The organism is Halobacillus sp. Marseille-Q1614 (assembly GCF_902809865.1).
Classification (GTDB): domain Bacteria; phylum Bacillota; class Bacilli; order Bacillales; family Halobacillaceae; genus Halobacillus_A.
This window is the reverse complement of sequence record NZ_CADDWH010000001.1, coordinates 2,802,013-2,827,512: the sequence shown is the minus strand read 5'-3', so window position 1 is coordinate 2,827,512 and position 25,500 is coordinate 2,802,013. Positions and strand designations below refer to the sequence as shown.

Below are 25,500 nucleotides of genomic sequence, written 5' to 3'. Positions count from 1 at the left end.
CCTCCTTCGTATACCGCCTAAGCGGCCATCGAGAGGGAACTGGAAGGAGAGGAAAATGCCATGACCTTTAACGTCGGCTGACTTTCTTTAGGGAACAAGGCTGGTATCAGCTTAATAAAATCAGAAGGATCACCTGAGCGGATTGCGTGAAGCAATGGCCGTGTGATGATTTCTGATTTCGCAGTTTGTAAGTCAGGAAGCTCTTCACCAGAAGATAATTTAGCGAGTCTGGTTCTTGCCCTGTTTAGTACCGCCTTGACTGCTGTTTCTGTCATGTCAAAAATCTCGGCGATCTCAGAATTTTGAAAGTGAAAGCCATCTTTTAAAGTGAAAATGACCGACTGTTTCGGTGTAAGCTTAGAGATCGCTTTTTCTAAAAGGTCTGTATCGATTTTGCAGTAATCATCCTTTTCTATTGGATCACAGCCAAGGACTTCACGGTTAAGCTTTTTACGTTGGTCCAGCCACAAATTACGAGCCATCTTCTTCAATAAAGCTGCATTGAGATCAGACTTCTGACCATAATGATTCATCGCTTTGTATATAGTTTCCTGAGCTAAGTCCTCACCATCCCACTTGTTTTGGGATAGAAAAAGACAATAATCCTTTAATTTAGAATAAAGTTCTTCGAGTTTTTTACAGTTTGAGGGTGCTTTTATGCCAGGCCTGGCGTTCATTTTCCTCACTCCTTTAGTTCCTCTCTATCCTTTAAACGATTAAGAAAGAAAAAAAGATACGGTCCAATAAAATATTCTGCAGATGTTTCTATTATAGCTTATCATATTGCTTTTATATGCATTGATGAGGAACCCCCATAAAAAAGAACTGTCCGCTGAAAGTTCTCAAATAGCGTAATCCGCATTAAAACCATCAGGGATCATGTAAATTACATTTTCAACTTTTTCTTGGGGAGGACCTGCGTGGTCAGGCTTTGCTGCGCCTGCCTCCTGGTCCCTTCAACAATTGGTTCGATTAAAAGCATAAAAGTAAAAGTTTAAGCTTGTAGCTGGGTGAAAATCTATTAATCTCTTGTTAATAGAAAATTGCAGAAGTTTAGGGAAATATAGGAAAGGGAACATATGAAGAGATTGGGCAATTTGACTCATGCAGAGGAGGGAGCAGGCAGCGTTCGCAGCCCGATGTTTTTAGGGACAGTAATGAAAGCGCTAACAAAAATTAAGCGGGAGGTTGTAAATTTGGCGACGAATAACCGGGCAGTAGCCTATACAGGTAATGGCGGAGTCACGGTAAAAGATATCGAATTTCCTGAGCTTGTGTTGAAGGATGGTCCTGGAGTAAACCCGCAGAACGTCGGGCGGCGCTGTGATCACGGAGTCATTTTAAAAGTCGTATCCACCAATATTTGCGGAAGTGACCAGCACATGGTCAGAGGAAGAACCACAGCTCCCGAGGGGCTCGTACTTGGACATGAAATTACCGGTGAAGTGATTGAAACAGGGCGAGATGTAGAGTTTGTTAATAAAGGCGACCTTGTTTCCGTTCCATTTAACATTGCGTGCGGACGCTGCCGCAACTGTAAAGAACAAAATACACATATCTGTTTAAATGTGAATCCGGATCGGCCGGGCTCTGCCTACGGCTATGTAGATATGGGCGGCTGGGTCGGCGGACAGGCTGAATATGTTATGGTTCCTTATGCAGACTTCCAGTGCCTGAAGTTCCCTGATAAAGACCAAGCCATGGAAAAAATGCTCGATTTGACGATGCTATCAGACATCTTCCCGACAGGATTCCACGGAGCTTATACGGGTGGTGTAAAGATTGGTTCCACAGTCTATATTGCTGGGGCAGGACCTGTAGGATTGGCAGCCGCCCACTCGGCTCAGCTGCTCGGCGCTTCGGTCGTAATTGTCGGCGACCTGATCGAAGAGCGTCTGAAGCAGGCGCGAAGCTTTGGATGTGAAACCATTAATATTAGTGAGCATGATGATATTTCTGAGCAAATTGATCAGATTCTTGGCGTTCCTGAAGTTGATGTCGCTGTTGACTGTGTCGGTTTTGAAGCCCATGGACATGATCACCAGGAGGCTCCGGCTACTGTACTTAACTCTATTATGAAAGCCACCAGAGCAGGCGGAGGCCTCGGAATCCCAGGCCTCTATGTAACGGAAGATCCCGGCGCTTCGGATGAAGACGCAAGACGCGGCTCGCTGAAACTTGATTTCGGCCTTGGATGGGCCAAAGCCCAAACCTTTGCCACCGGCCAGACCCCAGTCATGCGCTACCATCGCGGATTGATGATGGCCATTTTAAAAGGAAAAGCCAACATCGCTAAAGCAGTAAATGCTACAGTGATTGGACTTGAGGATGCTCCTCTTGGTTACGATGAATTTGACTCAGGAGCGGCGAAGAAGTTTGTACTGGATCCGCATGGTATGCTGAAGAGTTAAATGAACGGAGCAAAAGACGCTTATCTGTAAAGGATATGCGTCTTTTTGTGTTTTTCCTGAAAAAAATAATTGAGGTTCCATTATTTGTTTGGAATAATTGGAACTAGCATTTATTAAGGTGACAGATATGATGAAAGCTACGTTTGTACTATCAAGTTTATCCATACCCGTTTCTCTTATTTTTGACCAGGGAGGGTCAGGAATGATGGCTGCCTTGTTATTTATGTTTCTGGGCACCTATTTCAGTAAACCTAGATTTACTAAAAGGAATGCAGAAAGAGGGGGGTTGAGCTGAAAAAAGGCAGAGCTTTATTTTTAATCGGATTACTATAATTATCAACAGGCATCTGCTTATTCACGATGCGGAGCCAGGTTCCAGTGCTTTCATAAAATAGGCAGTTGGAAGAAGAACTCCAATTCTTGCTTCAATTAAAGCAAAGAAGCGGGTAGGCCCGACAGTCCTACAGAAAACATCGTTTCGCCGTTAAAGTACAGGAATTTAGGGTAGGTACAACAGGAGTTATTGTCTCGACGCTTTCGACTAAAGGTGCTAAAATAGCTTGGCCGGTAAGTTTTGTTTGTGAAAAAGTAGACAAGGTTTTTAAGAATAAAGATAATCGTGGCTTCTAATAAGAAATTGACCAATTTTTATCACCTCTATCCCCCCTTATATCCTTACCTCTTAAGTGTTTAACCAAAGTTCTAATAAAGTTTGAATAGATGAAAAAAAAACCGCCGACAGAAACTTCGGCGGTTTATGACTAAAAATTCGGCAGATTATCCAGGTTGTTCTCTTTAATACCGTCCGGCTCACTGCGTAGAATATCACGTCCGTATTTATGGAAGACGTCAACATGAGCGAGGTTTCCTTGTTTTGCTTCATTGAGGGCAGAGACATAGTCGAGTTCGCGTCCGCTGTTTGTTTTAACAGCGATAATGTCGCCGTCATCATTTTTTCTTACAGCTACGATCTCTTCCTGTCCCTGCTGAGGAGCTTGGCTTCCTTGTTCCTGGGCGGCGTTCTGTTCGCCCTGCTGCTTGTACTGATTGTAGATTTCTTCAAAATCTGACATGGTCATTCCTCCTTCTTATACATTATTCTCCAAAAATCTAAATAGAATTCCTCATGAATTGGTCCTGTCTTACATTTGTAACGCTACCAAATCATCTTGAAAAATTATTAAAAAACCTTCATTATTTTAGAAAAGGAGGCCCGATATGCGACACGATATACAACCCAATGAGCGAGCTTTCTCTACTAAGGAAGTTGCAGAAGAAATGGGAATCGCTACAACGACAGTACGAAGATATGGGCAGATTTTAGAACGGAATGGTTATGAATTTTTTAAAGACGGAGATCGGCGGATTTTTGTGCGCTCTGATATCGATGCTCTTAAAGCAATCCGGGACACGGATAAGCCGCAGGACGATATGGCGAAAGACCTTGTCGAAGATCAGCGAAACCGGCTGAAAAGGTCGACAGAAGTTGCCATCCCCAATACATATGACCATTCTCTTCAGGACCCTGCTCAGTTAAGCGAGTTTTTCAAAGCGTTAACGAATGAACTGGCAGCTGCAAGAGAAATGAATGTCCAGCTGTCTAATGATATGAACGAACTGAAAACAAAGGTATCCCGGCTTCAGCAGGATCATCATGTAATCAGTTCGGGTGTAGGGAACTTCGCACAGAAAACTTCGACCAACATTGAGAAGCTGTCAGAACAGCAAAAAAATCACTATGAGGCCCTGCTTGAGCAGGAGAGAGAGAAAAGTGAAGCACTAAAACAGGAATTACAGCACATGCGGGATGAACAGAGAAAAGAATGGCAGTCCCAGAATGAATTTAATAAACGTCTGGAAGAGTCGGTCAAACCAAAAGGGAAGCTTGAACGAATTCTGGCTTTATTCAGATAACGCTGCTAACACTTGAATCTCTAGTGATTTAAGTGTTTTTTAATCGTAAGCCATCAGGAATCAATAAGTTTTACTGCAGCAAAATACTTTTTCCAGCCTAACTAAAAGGAACTTCCCATACGGAAGTTCCTTTTCTTTTCGCTTAGTAATTTTTCTTCCAGCTCATAAAATACACGAGCGTCTGAACTAAAGGGATAAGCAGCAATATAATGATTGGATAATACGGCATTGTTTCAATAACAAATGGATAGAGGAGAAGCAGGGCAGCGGCTATCGGAGAAATATACCACATCGCTACATAAGAGCTGCGGCAGGCTTTTCCTGTTAGAAAACGCTCACGTTCATCGCTCTCTTCTAATTCAGGAGGCAGAAGGGCTGCTTGCTTCCAGGAGCCATGTTTCTTTTTGTTTTTCTTGTAGGCCATCGCCGTAAGAATTCCGCCGATCAGGAGAAAGAACAGGATGGGAAGAACCGGGATAGTAATTTCCCAGGGCGGGTTAGGATCGTGAATGATTTCAGCAAACTGTATTTGCGCACTATATAAAGGTACTAAAGCCCATCCGAACAAAACAATTAAAGTAATCGAAATTAAAGCATTCTTATAAGTACTCATCGTTCGTCCTCCAACGTAAATATTTCTTCCACCTGTAAATCAAAAGCTTGAGCTACCCTCATTGCCAGCAGCAGGGAAGGAATATAGTCATCCTTCTCTAAAGCGGCGATCGTCTGCCGCGACACCTCTACCTGCCTTGCAAGATCTGTTTGTGTCCATCCAATTTTAGCACGTAGTTCTTTTACTCGATTTGATAAATACATATCCAACCAACTTTACATTTATTGGTTTAATTGTAAAGTTGACTTAACATTATGTCAAGTCAACTTTACTTCAATGAATGATGAAACCAACTTTAGAGTAAATCGTATTTATAAAAGTAAAATCTAAGAATCATAAAGAAATAATACATTCGTAAGGAGTGTTACTAGTGATTGATAGAATTGATACATTGTGCTTAATTGTTAAAGATGTGGAGAAGTCTTGCAGATGGTATCAGGAGATCCTCGGGTTTGAAGTTGCTTTTAGAGGTGAAGGCTATCGCGTGCTAAGCGTTGGAAGCAACAGTATTCCGCTAACTCTTGAAGAAGGTGACAGACATTTAAACACTCATCAGACCTATCCGATATTCTTTTCGAAAAATATCAAGAAAACCTATGAAGAATTGAAGGGAAAAAGCGTATCAGTAAGCGAATTATGTAATGACGATGTAAATAACTTCTTTAATTTTTATGATTTAGATGGTAACAAATTGCAAGTCTGCTTTTTTGAATAATTCAAGAAAGGGAAAATTATTATGAAAAAAATCACATAGAGAGGAACAACTCGTGAAAACTCAATTTATAGAATTAACTCAGCCAACCCCAAGCCTGGCAGATATGTTTAACAAATGGGAGAACGACTCCGAGATGGTTCCATTGACACGCCCTAATCTAAACAAAGCCGATTTAGAACGCCAGTGGAAAGTTACAGCTGATGAAATAAAAGAACGGCTTCATTATCAGAACATTTACCTAATATATGTGGATGGACGACTGGTCGGCGAAATGAATTATATGGTGGATCCAGATCATCTCTACAAAAAAGACCCAGGTACAGCCTGGATAGGGATTACGATAGGCGAGCCGGAAGGACGGGGCAAGGGGATCGGATATGCGGCGATACGATACTTAGAAGAACAAATTACACGTATGGGTCTTAAGCGGATTGAACTCGGCGTGTTTGAATTTAACAAACAGGCATTTAACCTTTATAAAAGGCTCGGATACGAGGAAATCACCCGCATCCCAGAGTTTACTTACTGGCAGGGGAAGATGTGGGCAGATATTCGAATGGAAAAGTACTTAGGAAATGATCCTGCTTTCAGTGGAGGATAGAAATGGACAATATCGATAAAAGAAATCGATTGGATGTATCCCCTTTTAGTTATCGGGTCACTAAAAATCGCACCGTTTTTATAGACTTCGACGGTCAGTAGGTAAAAATACTAAAAGGAAAAGAAGCAGAGAAATTTCTAGATAAAATGGACATAGCGGAAAATGAAAAAGCCAGGCAGTTAATCATGGCGAAGATCACAGGGAATTTCAAACGTGGAAATGAGCGTAATCCAAAGAAATTTTGACCTTAGTGTAGGAGGGAATTCATGAATTGGCGGGTATTAAAGGATGGCAAAACCATGCTGGGTTTTATCGTATCCATTTGGTCTGGGGTTTTTGCAACCATAGCAGCAGCTTACAGTAATGAGTATTGGATTGGATTGTTCGTTGTTTCTTTAATCACTATGTCTGCGAGCGTCTATCGTGCAGACAAAATTTATAAGCGAAATGTGGGGTGAGCTAAATGGAAATTGAATTAGTTTTTCTATCTATTGTTGTTTCATTAATTTTAGCCGTTGTCCTTCATCTTCTTCAAAAGAAATTAAAATCTAAGAAGCATATAGGTGATGTTATTTTCACTCAGCTTATTGTTCTTGCTTTAGTAATATTTCCGATCAGCTTCTTTGTGGGAGGATGGGATGGCTTATTTTGGGGAGCAGTTGGAGTTTATATGCTTATTCCTTCCTTGAGCGGACTTATTTTTACTAAGCTTATCAAACGCAGCGGAAGGAGAACAGAATGGAATCATGGGTAAAGGAAAGGATAGATACAGCTCACGGACGTCCAAAGATATTTTTACGGGGAGCAAGATGTGCAGTGCCCGCATAGCAATTAACAATCATATCCCTGGAGCAGAATTAGTTATTTTTCACGATCCATTATTAGAAGAGAAACAGCTATTTAAGTCTGAAACGAACAGTCTTTCCCAAAAAGTTTATGCCGGAGGTGGAGATAGATGAGCAGGTTAAAGCAAAAGCTTGATATAGACAAGATTGTGTTTATCGGCAGGACATATGAAGAGTATATGGACATGTTTGCTCTATCTGAGGAATTTGTAAGAAGAATAAGAATTCTTGATTGTCCAGCAGGCGCTTGTTCTTTTACTGCCGTCGGACGGAAAAAGGGGTTTGAGATTACCTCGTGTGACATCGTATATGACCATTCAGTGGAGGACTTAAGAAACAAGGGGTTAGAAGATATTGATCATGCGATGGAACACATGGAAAAAGCAAAAAATAATTATGTTTGGGACTACTTTAAAGACATTGATGAGCTTAGAGAATACCGCGCCAGTGCCTTGAAGGACTGTACGGATGATATGCGAGAACACGGACAAACATACGTTCCTGTCACACTTCCGGCGCTGCCATTTAAGGACGAATCATTTGATATTCTTTTATCCGCACATTTTCTATTTATGTATGCAGACCGTCTGGACTATGATTTTCATGAGGAGACCCTTAAAGAATTATTAAGAGTTTCTAAAGAAGAAATCCGGATCTTCCCCTTAGTAGACCTCGAAGGTAATAAATATAAACACTTAGACAAATTAAAGAAGTTTATTATGAGCAGAGGCTGCAGAGTAGAAGAACTAAAGGTTCCCTATGAATTTCAGGACGGGGCTGATTCGATGTTAAAAATAACAAAGGTTGAATAGAAAGTAAGAGCAGTTTTCTCGAGCGGGAGAAGAATTGCTTGGGATTTGTCTTAAAGATTTCTAACGGGAACTCCTATTAATGAAAACAATGACATTCATAGCAAAGATAGGGAAACCAGCCTGATGGCCCCTAATGGTGCGAGTTACATAAAGCTGGAACAATTGAAAGGCATAAGTGAGAAAGAGCTTCTGAAATTACGCGGAGGTGATCTGGGAGCTTCGTGCTGCTCTTGAGGCCAAAGGTTTATCTTTTGCAAATAAATAAGGGGCTTCTATCTTTATGTTTTGGCATAAAGACTTTTCCTTTTTCTTTTTCGATAGGTAAGAAGTGCAGTTTTTAAAGAAGCGTACCCTCCAACAGCTGCGTTGCCATAGAAGAAACCCATAAATAATCCGGCCCATAAATTGTTGGGGTGGGCTATGAAAACAGCGATGAACAGGCCGATTATATTAGCAAGAGTAGGGATGAGACCTTTTGGGATAGCAAACGTCATTTTGAAAAGCTGGGTAAGTATAATGACTGAGGGCACGGCTATGATAACGTCCCAAAAATTTGTGTGGATGATCGGAAAATGTTCCATTTCGCTCACCTCTTTTTTCGTTAGTATAAGTGATTGAGTAAGTTTTTATGTGTGAGCGATCAAATGTATAAATTCGAAGAAGGACGTATCATCATTAATGATTTCGGGAGGAACCCATGAGAAGAGACAAACTCAGCAGCTGTATAGAAGCCATCGAATCAAGCTTTCCCGACTATAAAATAAGCAATGCAGAACCGATCGGGGAAGGTTGGATGAGTATCGCCCTTAAGGTCAATGATGAATGGGTGTTTCGGTTTGCAAAGAACGAGAAAGGATCGGCTGATTTAGAAAAAGAAATTAAAATCCTGCCAAAGCTCAAGGAAGCGGTAACTGTCGCGATTCCGGAATTTGAATATGTCGGCAAACAAACGAATGGACAGCTTTTCGTTGGTTATAAACTGCTTCCCGGCACTCTTTTAGAAGAAGAAGCCGTTCCTCATCTAAATCAAGATCAAAAGAAAAAGCTCGGCTCTCAGCTTGCACGCTTTATAAAGGAATTGCATGCTTTTTCTATAGAAGAAGCTCTCAAAGCGGGGGTGCCGCAGTTTAATCTCAAGTCATTCTTTTCTAAGCTCTATGAAGAAACGAAAAGAGATATTTTTCCACGCATTGAACCTAGCCTGAGCCGCTATATTTCTTCAAGGTTTGGGACTTACTTGAGTGACTCCTCTTATTTTTCCTATACGCCTGCACTCATTCACGGGGACTTGTCGCCCGATCACTTTCTAACTGATCCAAAAACGGATGATTTATCAGGAATCATTGATTTTGGCGACCTTTGTATCAGCGACCCTGACTATGAGTTTATTTATATCCTTGAAGATTGCGGAGAGAATTTTACCCGAGAGCTTCTAAAGGAGATGGAAGAGAAGGAGATCGACCGCTGTATTCAAAAGGTTTCTCATTTCGTTACTTTTGACCATATAAGATATGTACTTGAAGGCATAAAAAGGGGAGAAAGTGAGTGGATAGAAGAAGGACTTGATGAAATCAGAAAAGAAATGAGGGAAGAAGCATAAGAGCACAGCGAATTGTTTAAGGGAACTCACAATGGGTAAATTTAAACAGTCGAAAAAGGAGGAGGATCAGGATGAGCAAGCTGCCAAACAAATGGTTAGTGGTGGTCTCTGTCCTCTTTGGAACCTTTACCGTCATCTTAAACAACAGCATGCTCAATCCGATACTCCCGCGGTTTATCGAAGTCTTCGATTCCAACGCCGTATCGGTGGGCTGGATTTTGACAATCTTTATGGTTTCGATGGGGATGACGATGCCATTAACCGGCTTTCTTGGCGACCGATTTGGAAAAAAGAAAGTCTACCTAGCGGGGTTATGCCTGTTTATTTTCGGGTCGATCTCAGGCCTTTTATCTAATACATTAGCGATGGTCATCGTATCTCGGGCGATCCAGGGGATGGCCGGCGGTCTGATGATGCCGATCGCTATGGCATTAATTTTTAATTCATTTCCGAAAAATGAGCGGGGACTCGCGGTCGGTATCTATGGCATATCAGTGATGGTTGCTCCGGCCATTGGACCGACGATCGGCGGAACGCTCGTTCAATATTTGGACTGGCCGTGGCTCTTTGCGATAAACATTCCATTTGGATTAACTGGGCTTTTCCTGTCTGCGAAGTTTTTAAAACCGACAAAGAAGGATCCAATGAAAAAGTTCGACCTTGCCGGATTCCTGCTCGTTACGTTTGGAATCGGCGCGATTCTTTACTCTCTTGGGCGCGGGAGAACAGTGGAACTCCTATTAGATCCAGTCAATCTCTCACTGATTGGAGCAGGACTTGCAGCGATCGTGGCTTTCGTTTTCTATGAAAACCGCCAGGAGGATCCACTCTTAAACTTATCGGTGTTCAAAGTACCGACTTACACGGCATCGATTCTTGTGACGTCTTCAGCTTCGATTGGATTGTTTTCCGGAATCTTTTTGCTTCCATTATTAATACAAAATGTGTACGGCCTAAACGAAGTGATGACAGGGCTGCTTTTCCTGCCAGCAGCGGCGGCCAGCGGGCTGTTTATGTCACTTGGAGGACGGCTGCTCGATAAAAAAGGACCAAGGTATGTCGTGCCGCCAGGGTTAGCAATTATGGCTTTAGCTTCTATCGGTCTTGGATTCCTTGAGTTGTCCACGCCCTTCTGGTGGATTCTTGCCTTAAACACCATTCGTGGCGTCGGAATGGGGATGGGCAACATGCCGGCGACAACGTCTGGGATGAACTCGATTCCTGAGCACCTTGTCGCTCAAGGATCGGCAATGAACAATATCATCCGCCAGATGTCCTCGTCTCTTGGCATTGTGTTCTTTTCAATCTACTATGAAGTACGCCGCGCTCAGCTGGCGGCCGCCCCTGATGTCGATCAACAGCTGGCCACATTGCAGACATTAAATGAAGCGTTTCTCGTCTCAGCGGCCGTGCTGCTGTTAGCAATTCCGTTTTCGTTTATTTTAAAAGGCGTTCAGGATGATAAAACGAAAGCATAGAAAAAATCGTGAGCATGAAAAATAAATAGATATTTTCTCAACGGCCTCAAAAAAAGTCGAGACAAGGTCATTGTAGAGATGTACGCCTCCTAAAAAAGCCACGGGCACTCTTTTCCTTAGGAAATATAAAACGCGGAAAAGAAGTTATTCTTCTAACTTCTCTTCCGCGTTTTTTTGGTTCCATTCTCTTTTTAAAAGGCCATACATGAACATATCATACGCTTCACCATCGCGCATCACAAACTCGCGCTGCGCTCCTTCATACGTAAACCCGAGCTTTTCATACAGCCAGATCGCCGGCTGATTGTATTCAAAAACCGTCAGCTGCAGGCGGTGAAGGTTCAGTTCGTGGAAGGCGTAGTTAATTAACAGATCCATCGCTTCGGTTCCATAGCCCTTGGCCTTGTAGTCTGGATTGCCGATCGCAATCGCTACCCAGCCGTTACGCTGGTTCCAAAGGATGCTGCTTAATTCCACGTAGCCGATAAATTTATCGCCATCGCAAATGGAGAAAAGAAAACTCTTATCGCTATTCATCGCTTCATCACGCCACTCTTTTAAAGACTCCAATGTTTTCGGGCGTGCCGCCACCGCGTCAAACCTTCTCATAAAATGGGAGCTGTTGAACCAGGTCTTAATTTCGGTTAAGTGTTCGTCTTTAACAGTCCCAAGGTGAACCCGGTGACCGTGAAGGATAGCTTTCATAAGCAGATTTCCTTTCTCCTCTTTATTTTTTCTTGTTATTCTTTATCTTTTTCATTTTAAGATGGATGTTGACTAAGCGGACCGCCACCGCGAAATTAAAGGTAGCTACCATCACCGGAAGGATGGTCCGGAAATTCCAAACAGATTCTGAGGCCGAGTAGGTCGCAATATACGTAAATGCGGCCCCCATGAGGAAGTAAATCAAGGCCATCAGAAGGGGGAGGCTCTCATATTACAGCAGGCCTCCCGTTAAGATCGTCTGCAGCTGCTCCTGCATCCGGCGAATATCTTCTTCACTGTAGAAGAGCTGCGATAGGACGACAAAGCTGTTCATCGCCATATGAGCGACAATCGGCGTAATGATGCTCTTCGTTTTTACATATAGAAACGCAAAAACTAACCCCATGGAAAAATACACGAGCATATGCTGAAAGTCGAAGTGAAATGCGCCAAATACGAGTGCTGAAATAATAACAGCGAGCCAGAAGTTCGAGCGCTTATAAATCTGGCCGAAAATCACTTTACGAAAAATGATTTCTTCCGTTATAGGAGCAAATACAACGGGTAATAAGATGAACAGAGGTGCTTCGCGGGCAATGTTCATTAAATCCATTGTATTCTCAGATCCTGCAGGTATGCCAAGCAGTTCCGTTTCAATCAATGCGGCAATGGCCTGAGCGAACAATGCAAGGAACACGCCGGCAATCGACCAGCCAAAAATTTTCAACCCGCTCGAGCGGTCTGATCTCATCTGGGCTTCCTTCATATCAGGTTTCAGTAACGCTATGATAATGATTGTAGCGATGGTAAAGCTGATGACCGACCACAAGGCAATCGCGTCAAATCCGCGCGCAATACCGAGAGAGGCCAGTACTGGAACACCAATCAAGGCCGACAGCTGTGTCGCCACGTAGGTGATTATAATAATCCAATATCTTTTTGGCATGTACATATCTCCTTTTTCATTATAGGCGTTGTTAAAATGTTGTTATTTTGAAGGAAAAGTAAGGAGTCTCGGACGTTCGTCCGCGAAAAAGCGGGCCGTTATCCCCTGTTTATTTAAAATTAACGCAGCCTTCTTTTAAAAATCAGTCTGTTTATACCATATGTATTTTATCATAATTTAAAAACTACCCATAAATATAAGGGCTTATACAATGTGGAATCGTGTCAGAAAAAGATGACGAAAATTTAGTTTATTTTACTTGAAAATATGAGACGATTTGATTATGATAATAATTGTGATTAGCACTCACCATCAGAGAGTGCTAATAAGCAACAATAATCGATATTAATGCTGACTAAGGAGGGTGTCCTAATTGTTAAAGCCATTAGGTGATCGTATTGTGATTGAATTAGTAGAGGAAGAGCAGACTACTGCAAGCGGAATCGTGCTTCCGGATTCTGCGAAAGAAAAGCCGCAGGAAGGTAAAGTGGTAGCTGTAGGTACAGGCCGCGTAACGGAAAACGGTGAAAAAGTTGCCCTGGAGGTCAAAGAAGGCGACCACGTAATTTACTCTAAGTTCGCAGGAACAGAAGTGAAATACGAAGGCAGCGAGTACTTAATCATTCGCGAAAGTGATGTACTAGCAGTAGTTCAGTAATTACTGCAAGAACAATTTAATCGATACGAATTTTGATAAGGAGGGCATTTTTTTATGGCTAAAGAAATTAAATTCAGTGAAGACGCACGCCGCGCGATGCTGCGTGGAGTAGATACATTGGCTAATGCCGTTAAAGTAACACTAGGACCAAAAGGACGTAACGTTGTATTGGACAAGAAATTTGGAGCACCACTTATTACTAACGATGGTGTAACCATCGCGAAAGAAATCGAGCTGGAAGACCACTTCGAAAATATGGGTGCACAGCTTGTATCCGAAGTAGCTTCTAAAACAAACGATATCGCAGGTGACGGTACAACAACTGCAACAGTACTTGCCCAGGCGATGATTCGTGAAGGACTTAAAAACGTAACTTCCGGTGCGAACCCTGTAGGCATTCGCCGCGGAATTGAAAAAGCTACAAAAGTAGCAACTGAAGAATTGCGCAAAATCTCTAAACCGATCGAAGGTAAAGATTCTATCGCACAAGTAGCTTCCATCTCTTCTGCAGACGAAGAAGTAGGACAGCTGATTGCTGAAGCTATGGAGCGCGTAGGTAACGACGGCGTTATCACGATCGAAGAATCTAAAGGCTTCTCTACAGAACTAGAAGTGGTTGAAGGTATGCAGTTCGACCGCGGATACGCTTCTCCTTACATGGTCACTGACCAAGATAAGATGGAAGCTGTTCTTGAAGATCCTTATATCCTTATCACGGATAAGAAAATCAACAACATCCAGGAAGTTCTTCCTGTCCTTGAGCAGGTTGTACAACAGTCCAAGCCGCTTCTATTAATCTCTGAAGACGTAGAAGGCGAAGCTCTTGCGACTATCGTTGTCAACAAACTTCGTGGAACATTCAACGCTGTATCTGTAAAAGCACCAGGCTTCGGCGATCGCCGTAAAGCAATGCTTGAAGATATCGCGACACTTACTGGTGGTCAAGTTATTACTGAAGACTTAGGTCTTGATCTGAAGAATACAACACTAGACCAGCTTGGACGCGCGTCTAAAGCGGTTATTACTAAAGAAAACACGACTATCGTTGAAGGTGCCGGAAACCCTGAGCAAATCGCTTCCCGCGTCGCTCAAATCCGTACACAGGCAGAAGAAACATCTTCTGAATTCGATAAAGAAAAACTACAAGAGCGCCTGGCTAAGCTTGCTGGCGGAGTAGCTGTTATTAAAGTAGGTGCTGCTACTGAGACGGAACTAAAAGAGCGCAAACTTCGCATTGAAGATGCCCTTAACTCTACTCGAGCAGCTGTAGAAGAAGGCATCGTAGCTGGTGGTGGTACAGCTCTAACCAACATCATTAACGCTGTAGAAGGTCTTGGATTAACTGACGATGAAGGTACAGGTGCTTCTATTGTACTCCGTGCCCTTGAAGAGCCAGTACGCCAAATCGTACACAACGCCGGCCTTGAAGGATCCATCATCGTTGAGCGTCTTAAAGGCGAAGCTGTAGGCGTTGGTTTCAACGCTGCAACTGGCGAGTGGGTCAACATGGTTGAGCAAGGTATCGTAGACCCTACAAAAGTTACTCGTTCTGCTCTGCAAAACGCAGCATCTGTTGCGGCTATGTTCCTAACAACTGAAGCTGTAGTCGCTGACCTTCCAGAAGAAGAAGGTTCAGGCGGCGGAATGCCTGACATGGGCGGCATGGGTGGAATGGGCGGCATGATGTGATAGCCCCCAAAACCCTTTCACCATAGGGTTTAAGAGCAATTTGACTGGATTTTGACTGGTTTTTAAAATCGTTTAATAAATCTACAAGCCTCTCAAGAGTTTATAAACTTTTGAGAGGCTTTTCTTTTTTTCTTAAATATGAGCCGGACACCAGGGTTGATAATTTGGAGATGTTAAAAGATGCATGTGGCAGAGGGGTGAATCTAGGATAATTGCAATTAAGTGATAGGAAGATTATCTCGAAGACTTGATTTCGAGATAGCAGGGTGAAGTTAAAAATATATGGTGAAAGCTTGCCAATGGGCTGGCCGTTTATTTAAGATAAGAAAGAAGCTATAATTAGAGTTTGAATCGTTTGTTAAAGTGTCTTTCCCTAAATGTTGATGTTACTACTAATCATTTTAACCAAGATGCCAATAAAAGATAGGAGGGATTAGTGTGGATAGAAGTAACCAGGTGATCTGTGATAAAAGGTCATATTCTAATAAAAGGAAATCTCATCAGCATGATTTTGGCCAATTTCTTTTTCCTTTGCAAGGTTCTTTAGAAATAGAAACGCATGACCAAGAATTAAATCTTACTACTGAGTATTGCTTTTATCTCCCTCCTGCTTATAATCATGATTTTCGTTCTACGGTTAGGAATGAATTTCTGATTTTAGACATTCCCACTGGTTTTTTATTGTGGGATACAGAAAGTATGTATTTACCGTTGGATAAACAGTGGAATTCGATTCGATATTTACTATTAGAAGAGGTTGGGAATAAGAAAGATTCGGTTGCTCTTAGAGATTTAACAAGATATGTGGCACATAAACTTAAAAGTTCTACACCAGCTTCGATTGAATATATTCATAATCATTATAAAGAGTCAATTAACTTAGATACATTAGCTGCAATAGAAAATTATCATCCGATTTATTATTCCACATGGTTTAAACGAAAAACAGGCAAAAGCCCAAAAAATTATATAACAGGATTACGGGTAAAAGAAGCGAAAAAATTATTATTGGACACTTCTTGGACTATATTATATATTAGCCAGGAAATAGGATTTGAAAACTCCTCATCCTTTACAAGGTGGTTTGTAAAGTGGGAAGGTATGACTCCAAAAAAGTACAGAATGATTAAGAATGGATAAAAAGAAACTTAAACTCAGTAAAGATGAAGAAACAGGATTCATCTACAATGAGTTTAAGTTCTTTTTTTTTGAGGTGATACTTATGGAAAAAAAGTTAGCTCCCTTTTTCGTTTTACTTGCCGCTATTTTATGGGGAACAGCAGGTACAGCTCAGGCTCTCGCTCCAGATACTGCAAACCCCGTTGCAATTGGAGTGACGCGCTTAGCGTTAGGTGGTATTCCTTTATTCATTGTTGTTCTTTTATTAGGGAGGTTAAATTTTAGAAGCTTGCCAATAAAAGAAACTCTACTCGCTTCTTTCTGCATGGCATGTTATCAACCCTTCTTTTTCTCTGCCGTGACATTGAAGAAAGACAGAGGTTAGATCCGCCTCTGCCATCTTTTTGATCCACTTAGGACAAGGAATTGAGCCACTCGCGCCATAAGTGAGCCACTACCATACATGATGGTGGATCTGAGTTTTACTGGTGTAATCCGTAACGTTCTCTCATCGACATTTCTCCGTCAATGACAATATTATATGAATCGTGAACGATTCGATCGAGAATGGCGTCAGCCAGTGTGCTTTCTCCTATTTTTTCATGCCATCCTCGCGGATCAAATTGTGAACAGAAAATAGTGGATCCTTGTTGGTGACGTGCCTCCACAATTTCTAGAAGGTCTCTTGCTTCCGTATCATTTAGAGGTGTTAGAAGCCATTCGTCTAATATGAGTAAGTTAACTTTTTTATATTTTTTCATTACTTTTCTGTAGATCCCTTCGCCTCTAGCGATGGCTAATTCGTCTAATAAGTCGGGGAGACGGGTGTATTTCACTTTATAAAACTGCCGACATGCTGCGTTGCCAAAGGCACAACCCAAGTATGTTTTACCATTTCCAGAGGCGCCCATAAGAATGATGTTGTGGTGCTCTTCAATATAGCTACCTGTCGCCAAACGCAAGATTTGGTTTTTGTCCAATTTCCGGTCAGAGTAATACCTGATGTCTTCAATACATGCTTGAGTGTCTCTTAATTCAGCTGCCTTTATCAATCGATCGAGTTTACTATTTTGTCTTCGTGACCATTCCATGTCAACCAGTAATCCAAAACGATCCTCAAATGATAATTCTTGATATTCAGGGTTACTTAATTGTTCAGTAAATTTCTCTGCCATTGCTGTCATACGCATTTCATTTAATTTTATTAGAGTATTATCAGTTGTCATGATTTTTACCTCCATAATAGTTCGCACCGCGTGTAAAACCATAAGCGCTATCATTTTTTCGTTCACTAGATTTTTTTGTCACCATTTTAGGATCGAATTTATCCTGGCCCGTTTTTAAAATGGTCTGAACACTTTTGAGTTTAGGTCTTGGAGTATAGGACAAAATTCTTTCGCAGGCGTCTTCGACACGTTCAATGGAATACTTATCTGCTAACTTAATTAAACCGAAGGTTGATTTTAAGCCTTGCTTTTCAGTTGGGTAGCTTTCTAAAATCTTTTCAATGGTTAATAATGTGAACGGTCCTGCGGACTTCCCCCATTTTAAAATGTACTCTTTATCAAGCTCTAAATATTGCTGGTGTTTTCTAGGCATATGATCTGGAATCGTTTGAAAAGAATCCCCATATCTACTTAATCTCTTATGGGAGGCAATCCGTGCATTTTTATAAAATACTTCTACTATTGTTCTAGTCATTCTGACGTCTACTGTACATTTGATATAATCATAAGGAACAGAATAAAATTTAGAATCAGCTTTTATATGATAGTCGGGTTGGACAGTCGCCGTTGTCCAAGTCGCCATTTCATAGGATGAAGTAGGCAGAGGCATAAGAGCGAACTTTTCTTCCTCTAAAAATGCTTTCTGCCTATTTCCACTTTTTTTCTGAAAATCTTTAGTATTGAATTCTTCTAACTTCTCTTTTATTGCCTTATTAACTTCTATGAGAGTAAAGAATTTTTGATTACGAAGAGAAGCAATAATCCACGTTGATATGTGGCCTACAGTAACTTCTACACTTGGTTTATCTTTTGGGTGAGAGACTCGTGCTGGGATTATAGTTGTCTGATAATGTTCAGCCATCTCTTGATAAGTCGGGTTAATGATAGGTTCAGTACGAGATGATTTCGTTACACCAGTTTTTAAGTTATCAGGGACGATAATTCTCGGGATTCCCCCAAAAAATTCAAAAGCATGAATATGAGCTGTAATCCAGCTTTCACTGTTCATGGACAAAAATGCTTCTACATATGCATACTGACTACAAGGTAAAACACTAACGAAAATATACACAGGTATCTTCTCACCAGTTAAGTGGTCGGTCAGATGCATTGTATCCCCTGCCCAGTCAACTTCCAGCTGTTCTCCAGGTTTCCTTTTAATACGCATGGTAGCTTTCGTTTTTCGTGCATAGTCATTATAAAACCTGCAAAACTGGCGATAGCTGTATGGGATTTCATTATTCGCCCTGCTCTGCACAGAGTATTCATCCCATAATAGAGATAAAGTGACACCTGACTTCGCCAATTCCTTATGAATATATTCACCATCTGGCTTGCGCCGATGATCGGAAGGAAGTTTCTTTTCCGGGAACAGAATGGACAGTAAATCTAAGTCAGTCACATCCTTGTCCAATGGCCAACATACACCTTTTTCCTCCGCTCGTTTTAGCACTTCCCTTACAGTGTTCCTGGAATGTCCACAACTTGAAGCTATCCCCCTTTGAGTGACTCCTTGTGCCTGAAGCCTTAATATCTCTCGATACTTAACCACAAAAAAACCCCCTACATAATAAAATGGCACCGTTAAGGTGCTTCTTTATTATATAGGAGGGTGGATCAGCTTTGTCTTAAGTGGATCAATATATTGGTAGAGTTGGATCAAAAAGATGGCAGACCTGGGTCATTTCCATGGCTGTAAACAGACATTGACCGGAGTGGCTATAGGGACAGTCATAGCTATTGGAAGTGCACCTGTTTTATCTGGAATTATTGAGTGGTTATTTTTGAAAAAAAGTCCAGCAAAAGTTTGGTGGTATTCTACCGTTTTATCGATCGTCGGATGCTTTATGATTTTTATAAACAAAGAATCCGTAACTGTAGATCCTTATGGCATAGCGATGGCTTTGGTAGCAGGATTATCTTTTGCGAGTTACACTCTGGTTAGTGGGAAATTAGCTAAGAGACATTCATCCATTTCAATAGTGGCTGTAGTATTTACGCTTAGTGCCATCTTTCTATCTCCATTGTTATTCATCTATGACATGTCGTGGATTAATGAAGGAAAAGGCTTTGCAATAAGCCTCCACCTAGGACTCATAGCAACCGGATTTGCCTATTTTCTGTTTGCCAAAGGTCTTATAAACGTCCCTTCTTCAACGGCCGTTACTCTTTCGTTGGCGGAACCCCTAACAGCTGCATTGTTGGGAGTGTTCCTTCTTGGAGAGCATTTATCCTTAACTTCTTGGTTAGGTATCTGTTTCTTACTATTAGGGATTGGGGTGTTAATTCTTTATTCCAAGAATACCAGGATTGATGCAAAGACAAGAGTCAGTTCCAACGTAAGTGAATAAGGACAGGAATAACCTATAATGATGAAGTGGCCATTAAAATCCACGAAAATTTGCCCTGGTATAATAAGCTACTCCATCAATGGGTTGAGCGGATGAATGGTTAGTTATGGAATAGCCATTAAAAGATAAAGCACAAGACGTTAGCAACTACTTCTAGTTTGTGAACCGAATATTATAAAATGCATTAGCCCAAACGGTTAAAGATCGACTTCTTTTAGTCTGAATCTAGGAGAAGTTTTGGTGACTGGATTATGACTGGATACTGTTCATAAAGTTTTACAACTTATTGTGTTTAATCAATTTACTTGCTAACAGAAATCTTGTGATAATAGGGTTCTGCGTAGTTTATTATTATCCTATTAATTAGTCGAGTGAATGGGCGGCATGATGTGATAGCGCCCAAAATCCTTTCGCCATAAGGTTTGAGAATGATTTGACTGGATTTTGACTGGTTTTTATAATCGTTTACTAAATCTAAAGGCCTCTCAAGAGTTCATAAACTTTTGAGAGGTTTTCTTTTATGCTCTAAATTATGGCTCTACTGGTAAATAACAGAAAAGTGCAAATTATTTGTGATGTTACTTAACCTGATATAAAATGTATTTAAGTAACATTAATAAAGGGGGCAAAATTTTGGAGTTTGTCGAGCCGATTCGTGGTATTAAAGATATTAATAAAATGAAAGGAATATTAAAACAGCACTCCCAAAGAGATTTGTTGTTTTTCGTTCTTGGCATTAATACTGGCTTGAGAGTCAGCGATCTTCTTTCCTTGAAAGTCAAGGATGTATGGGAGGATGCCAAGCCTAGGGATTTTTTATATTTAGTTGAATCTCACAGTGATCAGGAACAATCCTATTATATTAACAGAAGTGTAAAAAAAGAATTGAAAGCCTTCCTTTCCTACCTTGACCCTAATCCGCAGGACTACCTCTTTAAGTCCAAAAAGAATAATAACCCAATCACCCGCCAGCAAGCTTACCGGATTATTAATCAGGCCGCAAAGGAGGCTGGGTTAACAGGAAAAATCGGTACCCACACATTACGTAAGACATTTGGCTATCATGCTTACCGTAAAGGGATTGCTATCTCATTTATCTCTCAAATTTTCCACCATCATTCAAGTTCTCAAACGTTACATTATATCGGTATAGACAAAAATGAAAAAGGGGCGGTGAAAGTAGATGTTAATTTATAGCAGCTGAAAGAGTATTTCAGTTTTAAAAATTAATGAGAAAGGGCTGAGAAAATAATTGAATGTATTGGTCTCAAAAGTAAAAGAAGTCTTATTTGCTGTCCTTCCTATAACTGCAATAGTTCTACTTCTTCATTTCACTTTAACGCCACTTGACCCTACCCTGATCATTCGTTTTATTATTGGAGCTATCCTGATCATTCTTGGACTGTCTATATTTCTTATTGGGGTTGACATCGGGATTACTCCTATCGGACAGACAATCGGGAAAGCAGTCGCCAAATCAAATAAAATTTGGATCGTTATCGTTGCGGGTTTACTGCTGGGCTTTTTCATTTCGATTGCTGAACCTGATTTGCACATTCTGGCCGGACAAGTTGAAATGGTTACATCAGGACTGATATCGAAAGTAATTCTTGTGATTGTTGTATCAATAGGAATTGGTCTATTAATTGCTACCGGGTTTGTGCGAATTGTCTATAATTTCCCGCTTTATAAGCTGTTGACAATCTTGTATCTGATTATTTTAGTTCTTGCAGTATTTACCTCTCCGGAGTTTCTGGCTATTTCTTTTGATGCCTCAGGAGCGACTACGGGTGCCTTGACCGTACCTTTCATTTTGGCGCTTGCTTTAGGTATTTCCACATTAAAGAAAGACAGTAAAGCTTCCGAGAAGGACAGCTTTGGTTTAGTAGCTATTGCTTCAACGGGTGCCATTATTTCCGTGATGATCATGAATATTGTGATGCAAACTGATAAAATGACAGGTAGTTTAAATACAAAAGCACATGACTCAATTTCTATCTTTGGCCCTTTTTTACATGAAATACCGATTATAATGTTTGAAATTATAATCGCACTGATACCGATTTTAATAGTTTTTCTTGTATTTCAGAAAAAATCGTTCAAAATGACTAAGAAAGCCGTCAGGAAAATTTTAATGGGAATACTATTTACATTTATTGGGCTTGTTTTGTTCCTTGTAGGGGTGAATGCAGGATTCATGGACGTCGGGAGTACAATGGGCTATAACCTGGCCTCCCTGGATAATAAAGCGTATATTATTATCATATCCTTTGTTATGGGTCTGGTTACAATTTTGGCTGAACCAGCTGTACATGTTCTTACAAATCAGGTTGAGGATGTAACAAGTGGTTATGTGAAAAGGTCAGTGGTATTGAGTACTCTGTCACTCGGTGTTGGGTTGGCGATTCTCTTATCCATGTTGAGAGTCCTAATTACAGACCTGGAGCTGTGGCATTTACTGTTACCCGGATACATTATGGCAACCACACTGATGTATTTTGCACCGAAATTATTTGTAGGAATAGCTTTTGATTCAGGCGGGGTTGCTTCTGGGCCGATGACAGCAACTTTTATACTGGCGTTTGTCCAGGGGGCTGCCGAGGCGACTTCAGGGGCTGATGTTTTGGTGGATGGATTTGGCATGATTGCACTGGTTGCCATGACACCATTGATAGCTTTACAGATTTTGGGACTAGTGTTTAAAGTAAAATCAAAAAAGAGAAAAGGAGGAGTAGAGCACAATGTCGAGCAAAACTGATAGAGTGGAACTTGAATTAGTATGTGTGATTGTGAACGTCGGCCTGGGAAGTAAAATAATGAAATCTGCTAAAAAGCACGGAATCTCAGGTGGTACTGTGCTGGTAGGCAAAGGTACAGTGAAAAGTCGTATTCTTGATATGTTTGGACTGATTAATGTGAAAAAGGAAATCATTTTAATGGGTTCCAATAAATTAACGGCATCTCAGGTTCTCGAAAAATTAAATGAGAAATTCAAGTTTAACAAGCCAAATCACGGCATTGCGTTTACTACTTCAGTGAATCAGATCTTTGGTGCAAGCAGTTTTAAAAGTGATCGTTTAATAGGAAGCGGAGGTGCAGATAATAAAATGTATCATGCTATCACGGTGATTATTGAAAAAGGAAATGCGGAAGAAGTCATTGATGCAGCAACCGAAGCTGGCTCAAAGGGCGGTACAATCATCAATGCAAGAGGCTCAGGGATACACGAAACCAGCAAAGTTTTCTCGATGGATATTGAACCTGAAAAGGAGATCGTGTTAATTCTTTCTGAACGGGATAGCACCGATGCGATTGTCTCATCAATCAGAAGAAAGCTCAAAATAGATGAGCCGGGCAACGGAATTATTTTTATACAGGATATTAATAGCACGTACGGATTGTATAAGTGATGTATTTGCTATCAGTATCTGCTTGCAAATTAAAAAGGTCACTGACTACGGTTGCAATTCGTGCAATCCGTAATCAGTGATCTTTTTTTATTAACCATGGTGGATTAAGTCTCTTCTAATCGAAAAACTCCTGGTATTTTTCAGGATCGTGGGCAAGTATTTCTTTCAGTGCATTTTCATCTAATTTATTCAATTCGTTTGCTGAAGTCTTATCTTCAGCAAAATAAGACCAGTTTCTCTTGAATAATTGTGTCTTCCCCCATGCCTTCGTTTGACCATAGGTACTATTTACATTTGCATATTTTTGAAATTCATAAACAAGATCCGCCTTCTCCGAATCATACAGTTTACCATCAATAACCTTTCTCATAGTAGTCCTGCTATTTCCTGATTTCATAAATGAGCAGACTTCCGTTCGGCAATCTAAGTGTTCTTTTTATTTTATCAATAGAGATGGAAGTTGGAAAGCCTTTAGCCACCTCTGCATGGGTGTTAGTGGTGTCGATAGTATCAATAGACCTAACAAAAAGGGATCGGAATAAAATTCCTTTACGTGATATTTTCTGAATATATTATATAATGGATTATGAAAATTCACAAAAAGAGAAAATGGATAGATAAGCATGCTTTTTACTATTTACTTTTGCTGGTAAAATAAAAATGAGGTATATTTCACTGCTGGTCGAAGGGAGGGGAGAGAGGTTAACTTTTATAAATTTGTTATATCACTATCCTTATTGTTGGTAACAGTGGTTATAAATCCATTTCATGAGATAGCTATAAAGCCACACAAGCCCTCCGCCACTGAATTGACGGCTAAACCAGTAGTTTCAACTCAGAAAGCTGTGCATTTTTCATATGCCATTGTGCTACCGAAAAATGAGAAAGAGGATTTCCGATCATTAAAGCTCTCGAAAGATAGAGCTTACAGTTTGCGGCGTTCTCTCCCATTTTATACCTATTCCACTTATGTAACTTTAGTGAGATCACTACAACAGTTTATGAAGGTGAAGTTCTTTCAATCAAGCTATACATGATTTTCTCTCTACCTATGCACTAATCTGGATAAAGAGGAGAGAAGACATGAAATATTCAAATGATAAAGATACGTTATTGTATTATGGTATGAGTTTCTTAGTGTTATTCATTTTCTTTGGAGGTATTTTTATTTCAGGTATTGTTACAGGTGTTGAATGGGGAGAATATATACCTCGATTTTCCCGGGATATGTTCAATGCTAGGGAATTAAAACAGATAGTGGGTTTGGAATAAAGATAAAATGATAAACCCATTTATTAAGGCACACCCATGGATAATCAATATTTAAAACGATAAAGTAATTGATGGTGGAATAGTGTGATTTATCGAGTTTAACAGCTTGAAAGCTATGGAGTATGTTTATTATAAATAAAAAAGCAAGATTAAAAAATATTATATAGTGAGCTAGTTACTCAAAAAACCTCTATCTTTGTTTGTAGTTGGAAGCCATAAACACGATAGAGGTACTTTCTTTTCTGTTTACAATAATTTTATTAGTAATAAACATTACATACGCTCGTAATTTATCTAAAAGATTTTTTACTTTCCCAATTTACAACTTTAGCTCTCATGATTATCGTTGATGTTATCAATAAACGACTGAATTCTTTCTAAAGTTTATGTAAATATTTAATAGATTGCTTTTAAGAAATTAGATGTAACATTATTATTAGATAGGGGCGTATCCACAAAAAAAGAGATGCTTGGTTATGTATTTTCGAAATGAGAAGTTAGGAGAACTTTATGGAAAACTGTTAATGGATATATTGAATGAATATGGTTACGCAGGAATCTTACTTTTAATAGCGCTAGAAAATTATTTCCTCCTATCCCCTCTGAGGTAATCCTTACGTTTGGTGGGTTTATGACTACTTCTTCATCTCTAAGCGTGACTGGAGTTGTTATTGCTTCAACATTAGGTTCAGTTTTTGGAGCATTGGTTTTATACGGAATTGGTCTCGGGCTAGATGTAGATCGGCTGGAAAAATTCATTGAGAAATGGGGACATATTTTAAAATTATCAAAATCAGATATTCATAAAGCTGATCAATGGTTTGATAAGTATGGCCCTTGGACTGTTTTCTTTTGTAGGTTTATTCCATTCGTGAGAAGCTTGATCTCAATTCCTGCAGGGATGTCTAATATGAATTTTGGTGTATTGATTATTTTGACAACTTTAGGAACATTCATTTGGAATATTGTTCTTGTTAACTTGGGGGCTTCAGTAGGCGGGTCGTGGACAGAAATAGTTGCCTACATGGACATTTACTCAAATATCATTTATGTGTTGTTAATCATAGTGTTTATATTATTTATAGCAGTTATGTATAAGAAAAAGAATAGGTAATTTTTTATGTAACTGGGAAGA

At 40.3% G+C, this 25,500-nt stretch carries 30 protein-coding genes and 2 pseudogenes; 21 read left to right on the top strand and 11 right to left on the bottom strand.

From position 1 onward, the window contains the following. Nucleotides 1–17 precede the first annotated feature (17 nt). A complete protein-coding gene (locus HUS26_RS13985) occupies nt 18–677 on the bottom strand; it encodes a sigma-70 family RNA polymerase sigma factor (RefSeq protein ID WP_173917734.1) in 660 nt (219 codons plus the stop codon). Between the two features lie 519 nt (nt 678–1,196). On the opposite strand from HUS26_RS13985, the gene fdhA reads away from it, so the two are divergent. After that, nucleotides 1,197–2,411: a formaldehyde dehydrogenase, glutathione-independent gene (fdhA, locus tag HUS26_RS13980; RefSeq protein ID WP_254434209.1), complete on the top strand. Its 1,215-nt coding sequence runs from the start codon at nt 1,197–1,199 to the stop codon at nt 2,409–2,411. Between the two features lie 761 nt (nt 2,412–3,172). Here fdhA and HUS26_RS13975 read toward each other — a convergent pair. Beyond that, nucleotides 3,173–3,490 carry a DUF3892 domain-containing protein gene (locus HUS26_RS13975; protein ID WP_173917733.1) on the bottom strand — a complete coding sequence of 106 codons (318 nt, stop codon included), beginning with the start codon at nt 3,488–3,490 and terminating at the stop codon, nt 3,173–3,175. A 139-nt stretch (nt 3,491–3,629) separates the two neighbouring features. On the opposite strand from HUS26_RS13975, the gene HUS26_RS13970 reads away from it, so the two are divergent. Next, nucleotides 3,630–4,325, top strand: a complete 696-nt coding sequence (locus HUS26_RS13970) for a hypothetical protein (RefSeq protein ID WP_173917732.1) — start codon at nt 3,630–3,632, stop codon at nt 4,323–4,325. 142 nt (nt 4,326–4,467) lie between these two features. On the opposite strand, the gene HUS26_RS13965 is transcribed toward HUS26_RS13970, so the two are convergent. After that, nucleotides 4,468–4,938, bottom strand: coding sequence for a hypothetical protein (locus HUS26_RS13965; protein ID WP_173917731.1), 471 nt, complete (start codon nt 4,936–4,938; stop codon nt 4,468–4,470). After that, complete coding sequence (locus tag HUS26_RS13960; protein WP_173917730.1) at nt 4,935–5,141, bottom strand: helix-turn-helix transcriptional regulator; 207 nt, start codon at nt 5,139–5,141, stop codon at nt 4,935–4,937. Before HUS26_RS13960 ends, HUS26_RS13965 begins: the two co-directional genes overlap by 4 nt. Nucleotides 5,142–5,308: 167 nt before the next feature. On the opposite strand from HUS26_RS13960, the gene HUS26_RS13955 reads away from it, so the two are divergent. The 7 genes and pseudogenes from HUS26_RS13955 (at nt 5,309) to HUS26_RS13930 (ending at nt 7,911) form a co-directional block, all read left to right on the top strand. Beyond that, nucleotides 5,309–5,653, top strand: a complete 345-nt coding sequence (locus tag HUS26_RS13955; RefSeq protein WP_173917729.1) for a VOC family protein — start codon at nt 5,309–5,311, stop codon at nt 5,651–5,653. 52 nt (nt 5,654–5,705) lie between these two features. After that, nucleotides 5,706–6,254: a GNAT family N-acetyltransferase gene (locus HUS26_RS13950; RefSeq protein ID WP_173917728.1), complete on the top strand. Its 549-nt coding sequence runs from the start codon at nt 5,706–5,708 to the stop codon at nt 6,252–6,254. A gap of 2 nt (nt 6,255–6,256) precedes the next feature. Then, nucleotides 6,257–6,499: pseudogene (locus HUS26_RS20055) on the top strand (hypothetical protein). Nucleotides 6,500–6,520: 21 nt separating this feature from the next. Next, entirely contained in the window at nt 6,521–6,712 is a 192-nt protein-coding gene (locus HUS26_RS13945) for a hypothetical protein (protein ID WP_173917727.1), read from the top strand. 5 nt (nt 6,713–6,717) lie between these two features. After that, nucleotides 6,718–7,008: a YesK family protein gene (locus HUS26_RS13940; protein ID WP_173917726.1), complete on the top strand. Its 291-nt coding sequence runs from the start codon at nt 6,718–6,720 to the stop codon at nt 7,006–7,008. Further along, complete coding sequence (locus HUS26_RS13935; protein WP_173917725.1) at nt 7,001–7,213, top strand: hypothetical protein; 213 nt, start codon at nt 7,001–7,003, stop codon at nt 7,211–7,213. The genes HUS26_RS13940 and HUS26_RS13935 overlap by 8 nt, the downstream gene beginning before the upstream one ends. Next, the gene (locus HUS26_RS13930) at nt 7,210–7,911 is read left to right on the top strand and encodes a methyltransferase domain-containing protein (RefSeq protein ID WP_173917724.1); all 702 of its coding nucleotides are present in this window, start codon (nt 7,210–7,212) and stop codon (nt 7,909–7,911) included. Before HUS26_RS13935 ends, HUS26_RS13930 begins: the two co-directional genes overlap by 4 nt. Before the next feature lie 278 nt (nt 7,912–8,189). Here the strand turns inward: HUS26_RS13930 and HUS26_RS13925 are convergent, their stop codons facing one another. Then, nucleotides 8,190–8,492 carry a hypothetical protein gene (locus HUS26_RS13925; protein ID WP_173917723.1) on the bottom strand — a complete coding sequence of 101 codons (303 nt, stop codon included), beginning with the start codon at nt 8,490–8,492 and terminating at the stop codon, nt 8,190–8,192. A gap of 116 nt (nt 8,493–8,608) precedes the next feature. On the opposite strand from HUS26_RS13925, the gene HUS26_RS13920 reads away from it, so the two are divergent. Beyond that, nucleotides 8,609–9,511, top strand: coding sequence for a phosphotransferase family protein (locus HUS26_RS13920; protein ID WP_173917722.1), 903 nt, complete (start codon nt 8,609–8,611; stop codon nt 9,509–9,511). Nucleotides 9,512–9,582: 71 nt separating this feature from the next. Then, nucleotides 9,583–10,989: an MDR family MFS transporter gene (locus tag HUS26_RS13915; RefSeq protein WP_173917721.1), complete on the top strand. Its 1,407-nt coding sequence runs from the start codon at nt 9,583–9,585 to the stop codon at nt 10,987–10,989. A gap of 144 nt (nt 10,990–11,133) precedes the next feature. Here the strand turns inward: HUS26_RS13915 and HUS26_RS13910 are convergent, their stop codons facing one another. The 3 genes from HUS26_RS13910 to HUS26_RS13900 are packed head-to-tail and all read right to left on the bottom strand — an operon-like array spanning nt 11,134 to nt 12,640. Beyond that, nucleotides 11,134–11,694: a GNAT family N-acetyltransferase gene (locus tag HUS26_RS13910; RefSeq protein WP_173917720.1), complete on the bottom strand. Its 561-nt coding sequence runs from the start codon at nt 11,692–11,694 to the stop codon at nt 11,134–11,136. A 22-nt stretch (nt 11,695–11,716) separates the two neighbouring features. Further along, complete coding sequence (locus tag HUS26_RS13905; RefSeq protein WP_254434297.1) at nt 11,717–11,884, bottom strand: DUF4305 domain-containing protein; 168 nt, start codon at nt 11,882–11,884, stop codon at nt 11,717–11,719. A gap of 42 nt (nt 11,885–11,926) precedes the next feature. Then, nucleotides 11,927–12,640 (bottom strand): CPBP family intramembrane glutamic endopeptidase, encoded by a 714-nt coding sequence (locus HUS26_RS13900; protein ID WP_173917718.1) that lies wholly within the window; start codon nt 12,638–12,640, stop codon nt 11,927–11,929. A 373-nt stretch (nt 12,641–13,013) separates the two neighbouring features. Here HUS26_RS13900 and groES point away from each other — a divergent pair, with 373 nt between their 5' ends. From groES to HUS26_RS13880, 4 genes are all read left to right on the top strand, one after another. Beyond that, nucleotides 13,014–13,298: a co-chaperone GroES gene (groES, locus tag HUS26_RS13895; RefSeq protein WP_173917717.1), complete on the top strand. Its 285-nt coding sequence runs from the start codon at nt 13,014–13,016 to the stop codon at nt 13,296–13,298. Nucleotides 13,299–13,352: 54 nt separating this feature from the next. Further along, nucleotides 13,353–14,987: a chaperonin GroEL gene (gene groL / locus HUS26_RS13890; protein WP_173917716.1), complete on the top strand. Its 1,635-nt coding sequence runs from the start codon at nt 13,353–13,355 to the stop codon at nt 14,985–14,987. Between the two features lie 438 nt (nt 14,988–15,425). After that, complete coding sequence (locus HUS26_RS13885; RefSeq protein ID WP_173917715.1) at nt 15,426–16,127, top strand: AraC family transcriptional regulator; 702 nt, start codon at nt 15,426–15,428, stop codon at nt 16,125–16,127. Next, the gene (locus HUS26_RS13880; RefSeq protein ID WP_254434208.1) at nt 16,120–16,491 is read left to right on the top strand and encodes an EamA family transporter; all 372 of its coding nucleotides are present in this window, start codon (nt 16,120–16,122) and stop codon (nt 16,489–16,491) included. The genes HUS26_RS13885 and HUS26_RS13880 overlap by 8 nt, the downstream gene beginning before the upstream one ends. A 97-nt stretch (nt 16,492–16,588) precedes the next feature. On the opposite strand, the gene istB is transcribed toward HUS26_RS13880, so the two are convergent. Further along, nucleotides 16,589–17,332, bottom strand: a complete 744-nt coding sequence (gene istB, locus HUS26_RS13875; RefSeq protein ID WP_173915207.1) for an IS21-like element helper ATPase IstB — start codon at nt 17,330–17,332, stop codon at nt 16,589–16,591. Next, nucleotides 17,322–18,884, bottom strand: a complete 1,563-nt coding sequence (istA, locus tag HUS26_RS13870) for an IS21 family transposase (protein ID WP_173915918.1) — start codon at nt 18,882–18,884, stop codon at nt 17,322–17,324. The genes istB and istA overlap by 11 nt, the downstream gene beginning before the upstream one ends. Nucleotides 18,885–18,999: 115 nt before the next feature. On the opposite strand from istA, the gene HUS26_RS13865 reads away from it, so the two are divergent. The 4 genes from HUS26_RS13865 (at nt 19,000) to HUS26_RS13850 (ending at nt 23,093) form a co-directional block, all read left to right on the top strand. Continuing rightward, nucleotides 19,000–19,683, top strand: coding sequence for an EamA family transporter (locus tag HUS26_RS13865; protein WP_173917714.1), 684 nt, complete (start codon nt 19,000–19,002; stop codon nt 19,681–19,683). Nucleotides 19,684–20,316: 633 nt separating this feature from the next. Next, complete coding sequence (locus HUS26_RS13860; RefSeq protein WP_173917713.1) at nt 20,317–20,880, top strand: tyrosine-type recombinase/integrase; 564 nt, start codon at nt 20,317–20,319, stop codon at nt 20,878–20,880. Between the two features lie 55 nt (nt 20,881–20,935). Then, entirely contained in the window at nt 20,936–22,441 is a 1,506-nt protein-coding gene (locus HUS26_RS13855) for a DUF1538 domain-containing protein (RefSeq protein WP_173917712.1), read from the top strand. Then, nucleotides 22,425–23,093 carry a P-II family nitrogen regulator gene (locus HUS26_RS13850; RefSeq protein WP_173917711.1) on the top strand — a complete coding sequence of 223 codons (669 nt, stop codon included), beginning with the start codon at nt 22,425–22,427 and terminating at the stop codon, nt 23,091–23,093. The genes HUS26_RS13855 and HUS26_RS13850 overlap by 17 nt, the downstream gene beginning before the upstream one ends. 115 nt (nt 23,094–23,208) lie before the next feature. Here the strand turns inward: HUS26_RS13850 and HUS26_RS13845 are convergent, their stop codons facing one another. Beyond that, a complete protein-coding gene (locus tag HUS26_RS13845) occupies nt 23,209–23,463 on the bottom strand; it encodes a hypothetical protein (protein WP_173917710.1) in 255 nt (84 codons plus the stop codon). Between the two features lie 713 nt (nt 23,464–24,176). Between HUS26_RS13845 and HUS26_RS13840 the strand changes: the two genes are divergently transcribed. Together HUS26_RS13840 and HUS26_RS13835 are read left to right on the top strand one after the other, a co-directional pair. After that, on the top strand, nt 24,177–24,365 hold the full coding sequence (locus HUS26_RS13840; protein WP_173917709.1) for a hypothetical protein: 189 nt from the start codon (nt 24,177–24,179) through the stop codon (nt 24,363–24,365). Between the two features lie 476 nt (nt 24,366–24,841). Beyond that, a pseudogene (locus HUS26_RS13835) lies at nt 24,842–25,479 on the top strand (DedA family protein). Nucleotides 25,480–25,500: the final 21 nt, after the last annotated feature.